Annotated in this window: 14 protein-coding genes; 9 read left to right on the top strand and 5 right to left on the bottom strand. The window is 58.4% G+C overall.

The annotated features are described in order from the left end of the window. Nucleotides 1-40: 40 nt before the first annotated feature. Together E5678_RS13605 and E5678_RS13600 are read right to left on the bottom strand one after the other, a co-directional pair. A complete protein-coding gene (locus E5678_RS13605) occupies nt 41-550 on the bottom strand; it encodes a PKD domain-containing protein (RefSeq protein ID WP_136179023.1) in 510 nt (169 codons plus the stop codon). A gap of 82 nt (nt 551-632) precedes the next feature. After that, nucleotides 633-1577, bottom strand: coding sequence for a DUF6279 family lipoprotein (locus E5678_RS13600; protein ID WP_136179022.1), 945 nt, complete (start codon nt 1575-1577; stop codon nt 633-635). On the opposite strand from E5678_RS13600, the gene glmU reads away from it, so the two are divergent. Then, nucleotides 1576-2970, top strand: a complete 1395-nt coding sequence (gene glmU, locus E5678_RS13595; protein ID WP_136179021.1) for a bifunctional UDP-N-acetylglucosamine diphosphorylase/glucosamine-1-phosphate N-acetyltransferase GlmU — start codon at nt 1576-1578, stop codon at nt 2968-2970. The two genes, E5678_RS13600 and glmU, sit on opposite strands and share 2 nt — an antisense overlap. 53 nt (nt 2971-3023) lie before the next feature. On the opposite strand, the gene E5678_RS13590 is transcribed toward glmU, so the two are convergent. After that, nucleotides 3024-3743: a DUF2726 domain-containing protein gene (locus tag E5678_RS13590; RefSeq protein ID WP_136179020.1), complete on the bottom strand. Its 720-nt coding sequence runs from the start codon at nt 3741-3743 to the stop codon at nt 3024-3026. Between the two features lie 114 nt (nt 3744-3857). Then, entirely contained in the window at nt 3858-4337 is a 480-nt protein-coding gene (locus E5678_RS13585; protein WP_136179019.1) for an Lrp/AsnC family transcriptional regulator, read from the bottom strand. Between the two features lie 138 nt (nt 4338-4475). Here E5678_RS13585 and glmS point away from each other — a divergent pair, with 138 nt between their 5' ends. The 7 genes from glmS to E5678_RS13550 all read left to right on the top strand — a co-directional run bounded on the left by glmS (nt 4476) and on the right by E5678_RS13550 (nt 16906). Next, nucleotides 4476-6338: a glutamine--fructose-6-phosphate transaminase (isomerizing) gene (gene glmS, locus E5678_RS13580; RefSeq protein ID WP_136179018.1), complete on the top strand. Its 1863-nt coding sequence runs from the start codon at nt 4476-4478 to the stop codon at nt 6336-6338. A gap of 244 nt (nt 6339-6582) precedes the next feature. After that, nucleotides 6583-7383 carry an NYN domain-containing protein gene (locus E5678_RS13575; protein ID WP_136179017.1) on the top strand — a complete coding sequence of 267 codons (801 nt, stop codon included), beginning with the start codon at nt 6583-6585 and terminating at the stop codon, nt 7381-7383. 112 nt (nt 7384-7495) lie between these two features. Further along, nucleotides 7496-9895 (top strand): type I restriction-modification system subunit M, encoded by a 2400-nt coding sequence (locus E5678_RS13570; RefSeq protein ID WP_136179016.1) that lies wholly within the window; start codon nt 7496-7498, stop codon nt 9893-9895. 80 nt (nt 9896-9975) lie between these two features. Next, the gene (locus E5678_RS13565) at nt 9976-11139 is read left to right on the top strand and encodes a restriction endonuclease subunit S (protein WP_168708567.1); all 1164 of its coding nucleotides are present in this window, start codon (nt 9976-9978) and stop codon (nt 11137-11139) included. A 15-nt stretch (nt 11140-11154) separates the two neighbouring features. Continuing rightward, nucleotides 11155-12975 (top strand): DUF262 domain-containing protein, encoded by a 1821-nt coding sequence (locus E5678_RS13560; RefSeq protein ID WP_136179014.1) that lies wholly within the window; start codon nt 11155-11157, stop codon nt 12973-12975. 45 nt (nt 12976-13020) lie between these two features. Beyond that, entirely contained in the window at nt 13021-16191 is a 3171-nt protein-coding gene (locus E5678_RS13555) for an HsdR family type I site-specific deoxyribonuclease (protein ID WP_136179013.1), read from the top strand. Nucleotides 16192-16207: 16 nt separating this feature from the next. Beyond that, nucleotides 16208-16906: a SprT family zinc-dependent metalloprotease gene (locus tag E5678_RS13550; RefSeq protein WP_247596773.1), complete on the top strand. Its 699-nt coding sequence runs from the start codon at nt 16208-16210 to the stop codon at nt 16904-16906. A 269-nt stretch (nt 16907-17175) separates the two neighbouring features. Here E5678_RS13550 and E5678_RS13545 read toward each other — a convergent pair whose 3' ends face one another. Continuing rightward, nucleotides 17176-18075 (bottom strand): hypothetical protein, encoded by a 900-nt coding sequence (locus tag E5678_RS13545; protein WP_210731918.1) that lies wholly within the window; start codon nt 18073-18075, stop codon nt 17176-17178. Nucleotides 18076-18188: 113 nt separating this feature from the next. On the opposite strand from E5678_RS13545, the gene E5678_RS13540 reads away from it, so the two are divergent. Then, nucleotides 18189-18491 carry a hypothetical protein gene (locus E5678_RS13540; protein WP_210731917.1) on the top strand — a complete coding sequence of 101 codons (303 nt, stop codon included), beginning with the start codon at nt 18189-18191 and terminating at the stop codon, nt 18489-18491. The last annotated feature ends 155 nt before the right edge of the window (nt 18492-18646 follow it).

Here is an 18646-nt window from a genome sequence, read left to right as displayed (position 1 = left end):
GGCCGGTACATGCCGGCCGCTTCCGGGTCACCTGTCGCAGCTACTCCACTGTGGTCGTCGTCGTGGCGGTGTCTGTGGTGACCGTGGCGGCCTTCACCGTGATGTTCTCTTCAAGCGTGCCCACCCGCCCAGCGCTGTCGGTCACAGACAGCACGATGTTGTAAGTGCCAGCGTTTTCGTAGGTGTGTGTCGTGCTCGATCCACGCCCATTGTTGCCATCGCCAAAATTCCAGCTGTAGGACACCGCCACGGTGTCTGCAGGCACATTGGAGACGATGGTTTCCGAGGCGTCGAAGGTGACACTTTCGCCCGCCTCAGGCTCGTCGGGGGTGATGCTGAAAATCGGAATCGGCAGACAACCCGACAAAACGAAAGCCAGCAGGCCGGTGCCCAGCCATTTGAGAGCGCGAGAAGTGGTGGTGTTCATGGATTTTCCCCTGATGGCGCTGTAGGGTGGCCCGTTGAGCCGGGTGCGCATGCGTTGTGTGTCGATGGACCGCACCGAAACCGGTTCAAGCCGCCGGGCGAGGATCGAGGGCTGCATCAGCATCGCGTTCAGGGCATTGTGCCAAATCCGGGTTCAGTTGGCGATCGCTGACCCGACCCTGTTGCAGGTGGAGGTGCGCCGGGCCTCAAGGCTGTCCAAAAATCGACCGCAGATCCGCCTCGTAGCCCTTGAGCACGCCCACCGCATGCAAGCGTTGCTTTGCGCTCGTGGTGTTGTGCAGGGCGGCGAATTGTTCGCAGCCTTCGCGAATCAGTTGCTGGCTGTAGGCAGGAAACCCAGGTGTTGGTGATTGCATAACCCGGTCATGCCAGGCGCGCAGGTTTTTTGAAGCCTGTGGCGGATCGGCCTTGGCCGCTTTCAAGCTGCCGAGCAAGTCGGTCTGGCGCCGCAGGCGCTCTGCCTGCACCCGTTTGGGGTCGAAGCTGGAGCGCTGCACCCGTGCACGAAGCGTGTCAATTTGAGCGGGGGTGAGATCGCCGTACAAAGATTCATACCGGTCAAGCGCTTTGTCCAGCAGACGCTCCTGCCGGGCTTTCTGGCTGATGTTGAGCCAATCGCCTTCAAAAGCGCGGTTGCTCTTGCCTTGATGGCGTTGCAGATGGCTCCATTGTGCCGGGGTCAGTTGGCCCGCGAGTCGTGCCAGAGGTTCCACGCTGCGATCGATGGCGCGCAGGTAAGCCTGTTGAAGCACGGTGAACTGGCTGCAGGCCAGGTCCGGGTTGCTGTCGCTCATGGCCAGGGTCTGCCATTGCTGCAGGCGCTCGGCGTAGGCTGGCAGTTCTTCCCGGGCATGCCATTCGAAGAAATCATCAATGTCCTGGCGCAGCCCAACAGATTGGCCGTCGCTCAGGTCCACGAAGCTGTCGATCCACCAGTAGCCCAGGGTGGGGGCCTGGCTGTAGGCCAATCGCACTGTGCTGCAAGCACCCAGCAGCAGGGTTGTCAGCAGGACCGCGGTGACGAGCGAAAGCGCGCGCCACAGCTCGGCGGCGATAATCTTGGGCGATCGGCACGAAAGGGTGTCAGCGTTCAAACAATGGCCCGGTGTGGTCGCAGGAAAGGTGTGCATGTCGTTCCCTGTGGATGTGGTGGTGATGGCGGCGGGCAAAGGCACGCGCATGAAGAGCAGCAAACCCAAAGTGTTGCACCGTTTGGGCGGGCGCGCTTTGGCCCAGCATGTGATTGACACCGCAGCCCGGGTATCGGCGCGTTCGGTGGTGGTGATCACCGGCCACGGCGCCGAACAGGTCGAGGCAGGCCTGGTGGCTGCCGAGGGGATGGCGTTGCAATTTGTGCGGCAAGAACCGCAACTCGGAACCGGCCACGCTGTGCAGCAGGCGGTTCCAGTCTTGGCCGACGATGGGGTGACCCTCGTGTTGTCGGGGGATGTCCCGTTGATGCGCCCGGAAACGCTGCAGGCCTTGCTGGACCTGTGTGGTGGGCAGCACCTGGCCTTGCTCACCTTGTCGATGGCCGATCCCACCGGTTATGGCCGCATCGTGCGCAGCGCCGATGGCTCGGTGCAAGCCATCGTCGAGCAAAAAGATGCCAGCCCCGAACAGCGGACCATTCAGGAAATCTACAGCGGCATCATGGCGGTACCGACCCGGCTGCTGAGGCAATGGTTGGCCCGGCTGGACAATCAAAATGCCCAGGGTGAGTATTACCTGACCGATGTGGTGAAGTTTGCGGTGGGGGATGGGCAAAAGGTGCAGGCGCACCGCATCACCGATGCCGTGCAGGTGGCCGGCGTGAACAGCCCGGTTCAGCTGGCTGAGCTGGAGCGCGCCTACCAGCGCCGCCAGGCCGAAGCGTTGATGGAGCAGGGTGTGCGCCTGGCCGATCCGGCCCGGTTTGATGTGCGGGGTGAGCTGGTTTGTGGCCTCGATGTCGAGATCGATGTGAACGCGATCTTCAGTGGGCGTGTGGTTTTGGGCAACGGGGTCCGGATCGGCGCGCATTGTGTGATCGCCAACGCCGAGATTGCTGCGGGTGTTGTGATCCATCCGTTTACGCACATTGACGGCGAGAAACTGGGTGTCCGTGTGGGTGCGGGTTCCTTGATCGGCCCGTTTGCCCGCTTGCGACCGGGCGCTGATCTGGGCGCTGAGGTGCACATCGGCAATTTTGTTGAGGTCAAGAATGCTTCGCTGGCCGCAGGCGCGAAGGCCAATCACCTGGCCTACCTGGGCGATGCCACCGTGGGTGAGCGGGTCAACTTCGGCGCGGGCAGCATCACGGCCAATTACGACGGCGCCAACAAGCACCGCACCGTCATTGAGGCGGATGTGCACGTGGGCAGCAACTGCGTGCTGGTGGCCCCTGTCAGCCTGGGCGCGGGCGGTACCGTTGGGGCCGGCTCGGTCATCAACAAGAACACGCCACCTGGCAGTCTGGCGGTGGCCAGGGGCAAGCAAGTCACACTGGCCAACTGGCAGCGACCGGCCAAGAAAAAGCCCTGAGCCATTCGGTCAGGGCTGGCGGGTGGGGCAGCAGGCCTTGCTGCCGGTCGGGCTCAGGCGCGGGCGCGGGCGGTAGGCGGGCGCTGACGCGACATGCGCTCGGCTTCCTCTTCTTCTGACAGGCCCATCAGGCCGCTGAAGCCCATCACCTCGGATTCGCGGAATCCTGTGGGCGGGGTCAGCTGGTCAAACTCGGAAAATTTCGATTCCAGCTGTTGCCGCACGCTTTCGTTGACCCGCTCCTCGGCGGCTGTGGATGCGCGGGGGCTGGGTTGCGGCAGCACGGCCAGATCCAGTTGCTTGCGGAATTCGTCGGGCGAAGGCATGCGGTGGATGCCATTTTTCAAATAGAGAAATCGCACGCCAGCCGTCTTGAGCACCCGGTTCTTGAGCCTCGCCTGGAGGCTTTTGGCCTTGGCATTGCTGAGGTGAAATTGCTCGATGTCGAAGGCAAATACCGGCCGGCCATCTTCACCGCAGACCACAAAATCCACCAGCTGTTCCATCCGCTTGTGGGCACGCTTGCGATCGCTGGCACGCCGGATCGACAGCATGTTCTTCAGCTGCACCTGGGGCAAAACGACTTGGCCAGGGAAGGTGTCATGCAGGTAATCCAGCATGCTGACCTGTTCGGGGGTCAGGATGCGCTCTGGGGTGTAGCGGTCATCGCGCCCGGAAGACGTGCTGTTGTAGCGCTGATACGCCCAGACGCCAGCCGCGACCAGCGCCAAGACCGCAACCGCGATCAAGACGGGAAAGAGAAAGGAAGACATGCGCGCGCTCCGAATGGGACAAACGTGACAGATTTAAGGTTGCCAGCACCGCATTCTAGGATGAAAGTATTCAGATTGCATAGCGCGCTACGGTTTGTTACGAACCCGGAGGGTTCATGCATTCAAAGCGATGCGAGGATCAAATTTGGCCCGTTTGAGGCTGAAAAACGCCTTGACGTTGCGAACGTTGGCGTCGCTGGTGAACAGGCGCTGGGTCAGCGCCAGATGGCCGGGCATGTCGGCGCTGTGCACGATCAATACAAAGTCGGGCCCTGGGCTTACCCGGTAACACTGTTGCACAGCCGGGTCGCCGATGGCGCGCGATTCAAAGGCTTGCAATTGTTCATCGCCCTGGCGCTCCAGGGTGATTTCGACGAGGGCCGTGAGCCCATGCCCTTGCACCTGGGCCAATCGATCGGGCTGAAGTATGGCTATTTGCCGCTCGATCAACCCCACTTCACGCAGGCGCTTGATCCGCCGCAAAGCGGTGGGTGGGGAGACGTGCGCGCGCTCGGCCAGCGCCTGGTTGCTCAGCGATGCATCGGACTGCAGCAAATCGAGCAGGCGGATATCGGTGTCATCAATATCGATCATGAAAAGTGCCTAAATGAAATATTCGTTCGTGCGTAGAGAATTAGTGAATATTATTCCAGTATCTTCTATATTTTGACTAAATATTTTTCAGTGCTCTGGCTAGCATGGTGACTTCATCTTTCGAGAAGGCAGAACATCATGTGTGGCATCGTGGCAGGGGTTTCGGGGCGCGACATCGTGCCGGTGTTGGTTCAGGGCCTGCAGCGGCTGGAATACCGTGGGTATGACTCCTGCGGCGTTGCGGTGCACTCAGGGGGTTTGAAGCGTGCCCGCAGCACGTCGCGCGTGGCCGAGCTGGCGCAACAGGTGTTGGCCGAGCAGATTGCCAGTGGTACAGCCATTGCTCACACCCGCTGGGCCACACACGGAGCGCCCGTTGTTCACAATGCCCACCCCCATTTCAGCCACGGCGTGACGCCCACCGGAGCGGGTCATGTGGCTTTGGTGCACAACGGCATCATCGAAAACCACGACGAGCTGCGCGCCGAGCTGCAAGCCAAGGGCTATGTGTTCGAGAGCCAGACCGATACCGAGGTCATCGCCCACCTGATCGACTCGCTGTACGACGGCGATGTGTTCACGGCATTGCAGGGCGCGGTCGCTCAGCTGCACGGCGCGTTTGCCTTGGCGGTGTTTCACAAAGATGAACCCCACCGCGTGGTGGGCGCGCGGGCAGGCTCGCCGCTGATTCTGGGCGTTGGCTCGGTGGACGGCGTGAGCGGCGCCGAGCACTTCCTTGCCAGCGATGCCATGGCACTGGCGGGCGTGACCGATCAGATCGTGTATCTCGAAGAGGGCGATCTGGTGGATTTGCAGCTGGGCCGTTATTGGGTGACCAATGCCCAGGGGCGCGCTTTTGAGGCGGCTGAGCGGCCCGTGAAGACCGTGGTGGCACACAGCGGCGCGGCCGAGCTCGGCCCCTATCGCCACTACATGCAGAAAGAAATCTTCGAGCAACCGCGCGCCATTGGCGACACGCTGGAAGGTGTTGAAGCCATCACGCCCGAGCTGTTTGGCGACGGGGCCTACAGCGTGTTCAAAGACATCGACAGTGTGTTGATCCTCGCCTGCGGCACCAGCTACTACAGCGGCTGTACCGCCAAATACTGGCTGGAATCGATCGCAGGCATTCCCACGCAAGTGGAGGTTGCCAGCGAATACCGCTACCGCACCAGCGTGCCGAACCCACGCACCCTGATCGTCACCATCACCCAAAGCGGCGAAACCGCCGACACGCTGGCCGCGCTGCGCCACGCACAAAGCCTGGGCCACAAACACACGCTCACGATCTGCAACGTGTCCACCAGCGCCATGGTGCGTGAATGCAAGCTGGCGTACATCACCCGAGCCGGCGTGGAAATTGGCGTGGCTTCAACCAAGGCCTTTACCACCCAGCTCGCCGGCCTGTTCCTGCTCACCTTGGCCCTGGCCCAGGTGCGCGGTGTGCTCACCGAAGAACAAGAAGCCGAGCACCTCAAGGCCATGCGCCACTTGCCCGTGGCCCTGCAGGCGGTCTTGGCGCTTGAGCCGCAGATCATCAGCTGGTCAGAAGATTTTGCGCGCATGGACAACGCGCTCTTTTTGGGTCGGGGCCTGCATTACCCCATCGCGCTCGAAGGTGCATTGAAGCTCAAGGAGATCAGCTACATCCACGCCGAGGCTTATCCTGCCGGCGAACTGAAGCATGGCCCACTTGCGCTGGTGACCAGTGCCATGCCGGTGGTGACCGTCGCACCCAACGACACGCTCCTGGAAAAGCTCAAGAGCAACATGCAGGAAGTGCGCGCGCGCGGCGGCGTGTTGTATGTGCTGGCCGACGGCGACACCCGCATCAAAAGCGCCGAAGGCATGCACGTGATTCGCATGCCCGAACACTACGGCGCTTTGAGCCCCATCCTGCACGTGGTGCCACTGCAATTGCTGGCATACCACACGGCATTGGCCAAGGGAACGGATGTGGACAAGCCTCGTAACCTCGCGAAGTCAGTCACGGTAGAGTGATTGTGTTGGCGGGGATCCAGTTTGTGTTCTTTGCCATTAAAGTCCGGGACAGCGCATTAAAGTCCGGGACAGCGCATTAAAGTCCGGGACACGGACCGAGGCCGCCACGGCTTATAGCGGAAACTGCCGCACAGAGGTCTGAATTCAAGCGAATCTGCATGCCCCGCCTTGTCTGCGGGCTGCAGTTCGACTTCGGGCGTAGGGCCGCCCCTCCCGTATTATTCGACTCAAAAGGGAGCGAACAATGCAAAGCACGAATGAAACCGAGCATCGGGTAGCGGTCTTGGTGGACTGCGACAACACCACACCCGAAATCCTGGAATATGCGCTGAGGGTGGTTGCCCAATTTGGGCGGGTGGTGCTGCGCCGGGGCTATGGCAACCACACCACCTTGGCTAACAAGTGGCAGGAAGCCCTGGTTCGCCTTGCCTTTACGCCATGCCTCCAGTATCAATATGCGTCCGGCAAGAACACGGCAGACATTGCTTTGGCGCTAGATGCTATGGAGGCCATGTTTGACGACCGAGCCGACACCTTCTGTTTGGTCACCAGCGATTCCGACTTCGCCTACCTCTGCCGTAAGTTGCGCGAGCGAGGCGCCACTGTCCATATCGTGGGTGAGGAAAAGACACCTGCCGCCTTGCGCAACGCGAGCGATCAGTTCTTTGAATGGGTCCCCGAAGAGCCAACCAGTGAAGCGACCGAGAGGGCCAGCGCCAAGCCGGCTCCAGCCAAACCCAAGCAACCCAAGGCTGAACCGCCCAAGGCCGTTCCCAAGTTGCGACCCCGCTTTGTGGTCGAAGCTGTGACCCTACTCGCCAGCGACACCTCTGAGGGCAAGGTTGGACTTGGGCCGTTGGGGCAGTACCTGAAGCGCACCGATCCGGCTTTCTCGCCCAAGACCTACGGGCACTCCGGCCTGCTGGACATGGTCAAAACCTACGATCTGCTGGCCGTGCAACATGAAAGTGGGGGCCACTGGTCTGTAAAGCTGGTCGCCAAATCAGATGCCTCCGGAGCAGATGAGGCTTTCACTGGCAAGTAGTTGCTTGCGCGGCCAGGGGCTTAAGTTGCAGCGCCGACCGCATCTATGACGAGAGCCCAGGGTATTGAAGCCGGCTATGGGTAACATCACCCGATAACTCAAAACAGACCCCATGGCCCTCAAAAAATCAGAACTCTATTCTTCCCTCTGGAAATCCTGCGATGAGCTGCGTGGTGGCATGGATGCCAGCCAGTACAAGGACTACGTCCTCATCCTGCTGTTCGTCAAATACGTCTCTGACAAATACGCCGGCAACCCCAACGCCCTGATCGACGTGCCCGCTGGCGGCAGCTTTGCCGACATGGTGGCCGCCAAGGGCGACAAGGAGATTGGCGACAAGGTCAACAAGATCATTGGCCGCCTGGCCGACGCCAACGACTCCTTGAAGGGCGCCATCAACGTGGCCGACTTCAACGACGAAGAGAAGCTGGGCAAAGGCAAGGAGATGGTGGACCGGCTGACCAAGCTGGTGGCCATCTTTGAAGGGCTGGACTTTGGCGGCAACCGCGCCGCCGGCGATGACCTCCTTGGCGACGCCTACGAGTACCTCATGCGCCATTTCGCCACCGAGTCGGGCAAGAGCAAGGGCCAGTTCTATACCCCGGCCGAAGTCTCGCGCACCATGGCGCTGGTGATCGACCTGGGCAAGGCCAGCAGCGCCGGCCAGAGCATTTACGACCCCACCTGCGGCTCCGGCTCCTTGCTGCTCAAGGCCCACGACGAAGCCAAACACCGCACCGGGCTGGACCTGGCCCTCTACGGCCAGGAGATGGACAACGCCACCTCTGCCTTGGCCCGCATGAACATGGTGCTGCACGACTGCCCTACGGCAGAAATCTGGCAGGCCAACACCCTCTCATCCCCGCATTTCACGAACGCAGATGGCGGCCTCAAGGTGTTCGACTACATCGTTGCCAACCCGCCGTTTTCCACCAAAGCCTGGACCAGCGGCCTCGACCCCGCCAACGACGACTACGGTCGCTTTGAATACGGCACGCCACCCGAGAAGAATGGCGACTACGCCTTCTTGTTGCACATGCTCAAAAGCCTCAAGAGCACCGGCAAGGCGGCGGTCATCTTGCCCCACGGCGTGTTGTTTCGGGGTGGCGCCGAGGGCAGCATCCGCAAGAAGGTCGTGAGCCAGGGTTTCATCAAAGGCATCATCGGCCTGCCCGCCAACTTGTTCTACGGCACCGGCATCCCCGCCTGCATCATCGTGATGGACAAGGAAGGCGCCGCTGGCCGCAAAGGCATCTTCATGGTAGACGCCAGCAAGGGCTTCATCAAAGACGGCAACAAGAACCGCCTGCGCGCGCAGGACATCCACAAGATCGTGGACACCTTCACCCGCCAGGCTGAAACGCCCAAATACGCCCGCATGGTGCCGCTGGCCGAAATCGACAAGAACGACTTCAACCTCAACCTGCCGCGCTACATCGACAGCACCGAACTGGAAGACCTGCAAGACATCGCCGCCCACCTCATGGGCGGCATTTCCAATGCCGACATCGACGGCCTGGCCGCCTACTGGCAGGTGTTCCCCAAAGTGCGCGAAGACCTGTTTGCCTCCGCAAACCGCCCCGGCTATAGCCAGCCCTTGGTACAAGCCGCGCAAGTCAAAGCCACCATCTTTGGCCACCCCGAGTTCACAACCTTCAACACCCAGGTGACCGAGCTGTTTGCCTCTTGGCAAGCCACGCACACGCCGCTGCTCACCGGGCTCACCCAAGGCCAGCGGCCCAGCGAGCTGATCGACACCCTGTCAGAAAGCCTGCTCGAAACCTTCCGCACCAACAAAGCCATCGCTTCGCTCATCGACCCCTATGGCGTGTACCAGCACCTCATGGACTACTGGGCCGAGACCATGCAAGACGATGTGTGGATGATCGCCAGCGACGGCTGGCAAGCTGTGCAGGCGGGCAAGCCCAATGTGGACTTGATCCCGCCCACGCTCATGGTGGCCCGCTACTTTGCAGCAGAGCAGCAGGCCATTGAGCAACAGGAGGCCGAGCGCGACGCTATTAGCCGCGAGCTGGAAGAGATGGAGGAAGAGCACGGACGCGAAGAGGGGCTGCTCAATGAGGCCAAGAACGACAAAGGCAAACTCACCAAGGTCAGCGCCAAAGCCCAGTTGGCGAAGATCAAACACGATAAAGAAGCTGCCAACGAGCGCGAGCAACTGGAAGCCTATGTGGCGCTTACTGAAAAGGAGGCCGCCGCCAGCAAGCAGGTGAAAGACGCGCAAAAGTCGCTGGATGCCAAGGTATCAGCTATATACAGCCGCATCAGCCTGGCCGAAGTCAATGTGCTGGTGGTGCACGACAAATGGTTGGCCGCTTTGGCCACCAGTGTGCAGGGTGAGCTGGATCGCGTGAGCCAGGCGCTGGCTGGGCGCATCAAGGAACTTGCCGAGCGATATGCCACACCGATGCCGGAACTCGCGGGCGAAGTCGAGGTGCTGGCTGCACGCGTGGACGAGCACCTCAATCGGATGGGGTTCGTATGGAAGTAAAGGCGGGATTTAGGCAGACCGAGGTGGGGCTGATCCCCGAGGGCTGGGACCTCAGAACCATGGACTCCCTCACGAGCCTCATGACCAACGGATTCGTTGGAACAGCAACCAGCGCCTACGTCGAGGGTGACGACGGAGTGCTGTACGTACAGGGCTACAACATCCAAGAAAACGGCTTCAACTTTCACGGGATCAAACGAGTATCCAGAGCGTTTCATGCTCGGAATCAAAAGTCGTGTTTGCGGTCAGGCGACCTGCTTACCATTCAGACCGGTGACATTGGGGTGACCGCTGTCGTGCCGCCCGGGCTCGCGGGGGCGAATTGCCACGCATTAGTTATTTCTCGCTTGGACAAGCGAGTTTCTGAGCCGCAGTACTTCTGCCAATACTTCAACTCGGAACGAGGTCGAGCCCAGCTCAAAGAGATTGAGACTGGATCAACGATGAAGCATCTCAATGTAGGCGACATGAAGCGGTTGCTGCTTCCATTTCCGCCTGTCGAAGAGCAACGCGCCATCGCCACAGCCCTGTCGGACGTAGACGCCCTCTTGGCCAAGTTGGATGCGTTCATCGCCAAGAAACGCGACCTCAAGCAGGCCACCATGCAGCAACTCCTCACCGGCCAGACCCGCCTGCCTGGGTTCAGTGGGGAGTGGGAGGTGAAGCGGCTCGGGGACTTAGGACGTTTTCTCAAAGGAAGTGGCGTTAGAAAAGACGAGTCTCGAAGTGGTGACCTTCCTTGCGTTCGATACGGCGAGATATATACACAGCACGACGACTACATCAAAGAGTTTCATTCCTGGATTTCCCCAGCGGTCGCCTCAACGGCTTTGCGACTTAAAACGGGTGACCTTTGCTTTGCAGGCTCAGGTGAGACCAAAGAAGAAATCGGAAAATGCGTCGCTTTTGTTGAGGATGTCGAAGCCTATGCTGGTGGAGATATCGTGGTCCTAAGGCCAGACTCTTCAAGCTCTTTGTTTCTAGGCTATCTACTGAACACCAAACGTGTCAACGCGCAGAAAGCGAGTAAAGGACAGGGAGATGCTGTTGTTCACATAAGCGCCACAGCCCTGTCAACGCTTCAAATCTCGCGGCCAAAGCTCGAAGAGCAAGCGGCAATTGCCTCCGTTCTCGCAGACATGGACACTGAGCTCACCGCCCTCGAAGCCCGCCGCGACAAGACCCGCGCCCTCAAGCTTGGAATGATGCAAGAGCTGCTCACTGGAAAAATCCGATTGCTCTAAGGGAAGAAAACTCAAATGAAAATTTCAGCAGAAGTCAAGAATTTCTCAAAACTCCAGGACTACTTCTTCGTCGTCCCCGACTACCAGCGTGAATACGTCTGGAAAGTGGACGACCAGGTGGAGCAGTTCCTGGTGGACATCGACAATGAGTTTGAACCAGGCGCCAAGGAGCAAAGCAGCTACTTCATTGGGTCGGTCATCGTCGTCAAGAATGGCGAAAAATTTGATGTGATCGACGGGCAACAGCGCCTGACCACTATCGTGTTGACGATGTGCGCGTTCAGGGATGTCATGAAGCCGTTGGTGCTGGATGAGAGGCAAACCAATTACCTCAGTGCCATATCCAAGCTGCTGTCTGACTTTGATGTGAACACCGACAAGACCCAGGTGCGTTTGGAACTCCAGTATGCCGAGAGCAAGAACTTTCTCTCGACGCTGATTCAAGGCCATGCCTACGCGGGAGAAGCGTCGGCGTCGATTCAAAAAATGCAGGGTGCCTATGACCGGATCAAGGAGGAGCTAGACGGCTACTTGAAAGAAAGCGTGGCCGCCCTTACGGAGTTCGCGAGCTACTTTTTGACGAAAATCGAACTCGTCGTGATCGAGTCGGAGGATCTGAGCAGCGCTCTGAAAATCTTTGAGACCATCAATCAACGTGGGGCGGGTCTCAACGCCATGGATCTCGTGAAAAACTTGCTATTCAGCAAAGCCTCAAAGGAGGATTTTTCACAGATTAAAGAAAAATGGAAGGTGCTTACTGGTCACCTGCAAAGAGCCAACGAGGATGACAAACCTTTGCGGTTTCTTCGCTACTTTCTCATGGCCCGTTACCACGACGGCATTTTGCGGGAAGACGATATCTACAAGTGGGTGATTTCCGCACCGGGGAAAAGTGCCCTGAACTACGAAGCCAAACCTCTGGCATTCGCCGATGAATTGGAAAAGTCGGCCAAACGCTACGCAGACTTGGTGTTGGCTACTGAGTTGCAGCAGGATGGCGGGGAGTATCCAGACGTGACCCGCATCGGGTTCATCAACAAATACCGCTCGCGTCAGCATCTGATTCTGTTGTTGGCCCTCGACGCCAGCGCGCCAAATGCCGCAGTGAACTATTTGGCCAAGCAGCTTGAGAGTTTTTTCTTTTTCAGCAACAGCTTGGGCATTCAAGCCAAGGACAACGAGCGGCTGTTTGCGCAGTGGTCCAAGAGCTTGCGCGGCTTGAAAACGGATGCTTCTATTTCTGCAGCAATTCACAAGACCATCGTCGGTCACATGATCGCCAAAGTGCCTGAATTCAAAGACAAGTTTCTGACCATTCGGCATTCGGCTTACGACCCTGGCTACCGCCTGCGATTCGTCCTCGGGCGCATGGAAAACACGCTGCTGGAGAAAGCTGGATTGCCCCCTATGGGGCTCAGCTCTATCGGAGCAATGCAGGTGGAGCACATATTGCCTCAGACCCCAAAGGGTGGCGTCATTCCCGCCGCCTATGCGATCAATGCTGGCGATTATGCAAGTCTTGTCTACAGACTTGGCAACGTGACGTTGCTGGAGAGTTCGATCAACCAAGCCGTGAACAACTTCAACAACTTGGAGACCGATTGGTTTGGACAGAAACAAGTGGAATACACCAATGCCGCAGCATGGACCACCAAACTTCTTGACGCCGACTGCTCAGTGGGGAAGGACACGGTGATCAACCGCATGAAGAGCAAATATGGCTACACGTTCAATCAATGGGACAAAGCGGCTATCGAGAAAAGACAGGCAATCTTGTTGGAGCTTGCCTTCGAGACCTGGAAGTTCAACGACTCGCGCTTGGATCAAATCATTTAGGTCAATTGCTGCAGCCTGAGCTAAAAAAATAAAAGAGGGAGATGTATGAGCAGTGTTGGCCAAATCGAAAAACAGACTCAAGCCCGCGTTGTCGCCCTGTTTCAGGAACGGCTGAGCTACGCCTACCTGGGCAACCGGATCGACCGGGATAACCGCAACATCGAGACCGATTTGCTCACGGTTTGGTTGGCCAAGCAAGGCAATGCCGATCAATTGATTGCCCGTGTTCTGCACGAGCTCAACCGGGTGGCTTCGGACACGAGCAAGAGCCTCTACGACCGCAATCGAGAGGTGTACGCCTTGCTGCGCTATGGCGTCAAAGTTTTGCCGGCGATGGGTGAAAACAAGGTGACGGTGTGGCTGATCGATTGGGAACACCCCGAGAACAACCACTTCGCCATTGCCGAAGAGGTGACGGTGAAAGGCGCGGACGCCAAGGCCAGCACCAAGCGGCCTGACGTGGTGATCTACGTGAACGGCATTGCGCTGGGGGTGCTGGAGTTGAAGCGATCCACCGTGGCGGTGGCCGAAGGCATTCGGCAGAACCTGGACAACCAGAAGAAGGCGTTCATCCAGCCGTTCTTCTCGACCATGCAGTGGGTGATGGCGGGCAACAACACCGAGGGCCTGCGCTACGCGGCCATCGAGACGCCTGAGAAGTATTGGCTGCGCTGGGTGGAGGAAAGCGGGCCATACGCGGCTGAGGCGAACCTGCTGGACCGGCACCTGTTGCAGGTCTGCGAGAAAACGAGGTTTCTGGAGCTGATCCACGACTTTGTGGTGTTCGACGCGGGCACCAAGAAGCAGTGTCGCCAGAACCAGTACTTCGGCGTGGCGGCGGCGCAAGACTTCATTCGCCGCCGCGAGGGCGGCATCATCTGGCACACCCAGGGCAGCGGCAAGAGCCTGACCATGGTCTGGCTGGCGAAGTGGATTCGTGAAAACCGCGAGGGCGCTCGGGTGCTCATCATCACCGACCGCACCGAGCTGGACGAACAGATCGAGAAAGTGTTCAAAGGCGTTAACGAACAGATCTACCGCACCAAGAGCGGCGAAGACCTGATCGCGCAGCTGAACGGCACCCAGGAGTCTTTGATTTGCTCGCTGGTGCACAAATTTGGCGGAAAGGGGGACGACGACACTGAAGGCAAAGAAGGCGCAAAAGCGTTCATGGAGTCGCTCAAGAAGCTGCCCGCCGATTTCAAGGCCAAGGGCGACATTCATGTGTTCGTGGACGAATGCCACCGCACCCAGACCGGCGACCTGCACAAAGCCATGAAGGCGTTGCTGCCCAACGCGGTGTTTATCGGTTTTACCGGCACGCCTTTGCTGAAGGCCGACAAGCAGAAGAGCATCGAGGTCTTTGGCCGCTACATCCACACCTACAAGTTTGACCAGGCGGTGCGCGAAGGCGTGGTGCTCGATCTGCGCTACGAGGCGCGGGACATCGACCAAGCGATCACATCGCAAAAGAAGATTGACGACTGGTTCGACGCCAAGACCAAGGGCCTGAACGATCTGGCCAAGGCCCAGCTCAAGCAGAAATGGGGAACCATGCAGCGGGTGCTCTCCAGCCAGTCGCGGCTGGAGCAGATCAAGAACGACATCTTGCTCGACATGAACACCAAGCCGCGGCTGATGGATGGCCACGGCAACGCCATGTTGGTGGCGGGCAGCATTTTTGAGGCGTGCAAGTTCTACGAGCTGTTTGCCAAGGGCGAGCTGAACGGGAAATGCGCGATTGTGACGAGCTACGCGCCCAGCGTGGCCGACACCAAGGGCGAGACGACCGGCGATGGCGAAACCGACAACCTGCTCAAGTACAGCGTGTATTCACAGATGCTGGCGGACTGGTTCAATGAGTCGAAGGAAAAGGCCATTGGCAAGGCTGAGCAGTTCGAGAAAGAAGTGAAGAAGAAGTTCATCGATGAGCCGGGGCAGATGAAGCTGCTGATCGTGGTGGACAAGCTGCTCACCGGTTTTGACGCGCCATCGGCCACCTACCTCTACATCGACAAGCAAATGCGCGACCACGGCCTGTTTCAGGCGATCTGCCGGGTGAACCGCCTGGACGGCGACAGCAAGGACTACGGCTACATTGTTGACTACAAGGACTTGTTCAAGAGCCTTGAGGGCGCGGTTGAGGACTACACCAGCGGAGCGCTGGATGGCTTCGACAAAGAAGACGTGGCCGGGCTGCTGGAGAACCGGTTGGAGAACGCGCGAGAAGACTTGGAAGACGCCCGAGAGGCCGTCAAGGCGCTGTGCGAACCGGTTGCACCTCCGCGCGATTCAGCGGCCTACCTGCGTTATTTCTGCACCAAAGATTCGGGCAATGCAGATCAGCTCAAAGAAAACGAGCCCAAGCGGCTGAAGCTCTACAAGTTTGTCGCGGCGCTGCTGCGCGCCTACGCCAACATCGCCAGCGAGTTGGATGAGGCTGGGTACAAGCCAGACGAGATCGCGAAGATCAAGACCGAGGTGGACCACTTCACCAAGGTTCGCGATGAGGTGAAGCTGGCCAGCGGGGACTACATCGACCTCAAGGCGTATGAGCCGGCCATGCGCCACCTGATCGACACCTACATCCGCGCCGAGGAGAGCGAGAAGATTTCCACCTTCGACGACATGAGCCTGATTCAGTTGATCGTCGAGCGCGGGCCGGATGCGGTGAACGCGTTGCCCAAGGGCATCCGAAAAAGCGAAGAGGCGGTGGCGGAGACCATTGAGAACAACGTCCGCAAACTCATCATCAACGAATCGCCAGTTGACCCGGCCTACTACGAAAAGATGTCCAAGCTGCTGGACGCGCTGATCGAACAACGGCGCAAAGGCGTGGTGAGCTACAAGGAGTACTTGGAGAAGGTCGCCCTGTTGACCAAGGACGCGACCACTCCGGGAGGTAGCACTGGCGGCTATCCGCCCAGCTTGAAATCGGGCGCTCAGCGCGCACTTTTCAACAACCTGGACAAGGACGAGGCTCTCACTTTGGCGGTAGATAAGGCGATTCAGGATAGTCGGCAGGACGGTTGGAGTGATCACCCTTTGAAATCTAAGCGGGTGCGGATCGCTATTCAAGATGTACTGACGTCAAAGGCTGCCGCCCAACCAGTGCCACCCGACACTGCGAAACAGGAGGTGACGAATGGTGACTATTCAATTGAGGCCCTGACCACGCGAATTCTGGAACTGGCCAAACATCAGAATGACTACTGATCGCCACCAGATCACGGTGGGTGGTGTGCGCGTTCATGTTGAACGCAAGGACATCAAGAACCTCCACTTGGGCGTCTACCCCCCGAATGGGCGGGTGCGCGTGGCGGCACCACTGGTCATCAGCAATGAAGCGGTGCGCCTGGCCGTGATCGACAAACTGGGTTGGATCAAACGCCAGAAGGCGAAGTTTGCCGAGCAGCCTCGGCAGTCGCGCCGCGAGATGGTGAGCGGCGAAAGCCACTACTTTCTTGGCCGTCGCTACCGACTTCGGGTTCATGAACAGGATGGTTCACCAAGGGTGGCGATTCGAGGCTTGGCAAGCCTTGACTTGTTTGTGCGCCCCAGCAGCAGCATTGAGCAACGAGAAGCAGTTCTATCTCGCTGGTACCGTGAACAACTCAAAGCCCTGATTCCGCCATTGCTGGAAAAATGGCAGAAAGCCTTGGGCGTTCGGGTTGAGGCCTGGGGAGTCAAGAAGATGAAAACCAAGTGGGGCGGCTGCACACCCGCTACTCGTCGAATTTGGATGAACTTGGAGCTGGCGAAGACTCCGGTGCGGTGTCTCGAATATATCGTCGCTCATGAGTTGGCCCATCTGCTTGAGCGGCACCACAACGAACGTTTCACGGGGTACCTGGACAAGCACTTGCCGGAATGGAAGCAAATTCGGACGATGCTGAATGAGGCACCGTTGGGCTACCAAGCGTGGGAATAAGGGTGCCGCCCTTTGCGCCTAGCCTCAACTTATTGAAGTGGTGTCCGCTCAAAACACCTTCGTTGCAAAGTCGATGAAGAACTTTTGCTGAGCTAAGTACAGACGCATCGAGTGATGGTGAATATCGAGGCCTATGGGCGAAGGGGTTGGTTCGTCTTGGGTAGACCGTTGAGACCTCAGTCTGAGTCGAGGGTTCGTCTGCAAATCACGCCAAAAAAGCCAAAAACACATAGTAGATTTTCGCTTTCATTGAGAAGGTGCCGACAAAACTAAGCACCCGGGCAGGTAACGGACCCAACCAGTACGCTAAGTTCGCAGGTGAACTTGTCGTCAAGAAAATCGAGCATCAAGTCGGCCTTCTGGACATTTGTGAGTAGCAAGTTTTCGTTGGCCTCGAACATGCTGGCTGTACCAATCAGTCGGTTCGCGGCACTACGAAACCCTTGCTCGCCAAAGCTGTGCCGCTGTCCATCATGTGCGGCCAAGGGCAACAGCAACTCTTCCAAGTAGTCGACCATCGGCTGAGCGATGCCATGCGCGTACAGCCATCGGCCCATCATCAACATCATCCTGCAAAGAGATCGGCTGAAAATGTGCGCTTCTCGTCTGTCCCCAGACTCGATGGCGTTTCGCAATAGCGCCACCAGGCAAGCCAGTGCGTCTAGACCGGCTTGACGCTCAATTTTCCTCAAACGCTGCGCATTCCACTCTGGCGCCAATACAAGTCCATGATGGGATTGGACGCTTCCTCCCCAGACCACGGTGAAGAGGCTTGGAGGAAGCCGACTGAGAGGGCTCGGAACTTCGACCTCCACGGAGCGGCCCAAGCGCAACAACGACCACAACGGATGGTTCAGCACAGCAAAGCTGCCCGGGAACTTGGTTTCGACCGCCTTGACCAATGCCAGGTTGGGAGTGTGCCTGCCATTGCGGTAGCTGCGCCACTTGTTCTTAAGGTTGACTGGGGATCTCGTCTGAGAAGTTGGGTCGCACTCGATCAGTGCGTCCATCTGATACGTCGACGTGGCGCCCGATGCAATCCGAAGACTGTGAAACCAGCAAACCGTGCGAAAAGCGTCCACGGTATGGCGGCTTTTTCCCACAGGGAAATTTCGCGCCTTGGACGCGAAACAGAAGTCGACAAGTGAAAGCCTAGAAGAATCAAGCATTTGGCGTTGATCAGGAGCAAAAAATAGGGTAACGATTCGGTGCCATCACTTGGCTTGTGCGGCAAGCATGTGAACCATAGCATTGGAGCTATCAAACTTGGACAGAACAGTACATGCACGTCGACGTCACTTCGAGCCCGCTGACCGATGACCTGGCTCGCGAGCTGAACGAGCAATTCGTTCAGCAGTTCGGCCCCATCCTGTCTTCGGCTGAGTTGGTGAAGGCGCTGGGCTACAGCTCAATGGCGGCATACCGTCAGGCGATTACCCGTGACACCGTTCCCGTGCCACTCTTTCAGATTCGAAATAGAAGAGGGCGCTTTGCGTTGGCTCGGGATGTTGCCATTTGGCTGTCAGAACAAAGACGCAGCGCGACCATGGGCGGCAGCGCTCGATCAACAAACGATGCCAAATAAATCGCGGCCATCGCGCCTCAACACAAGGAATGAGTTTGATACCAAAGATCACGGAGGTGGCGCTTTGACCAGCACATAGCCGCACAAACAAAAAAGCCACCGGTTTGCAGACCGATGGCTTTTTGTACTGAGGGGATGCCCCAGATTCACTTGCG

Origin of the sequence: Hydrogenophaga sp. PAMC20947 (assembly GCF_004795855.1) — a bacterium.
Classification (GTDB): domain Bacteria; phylum Pseudomonadota; class Gammaproteobacteria; order Burkholderiales; family Burkholderiaceae_C; genus Hydrogenophaga.
Note: the sequence above shows the minus strand (reverse complement) of the source record. Positions and strands in the feature narration are given on the sequence as shown.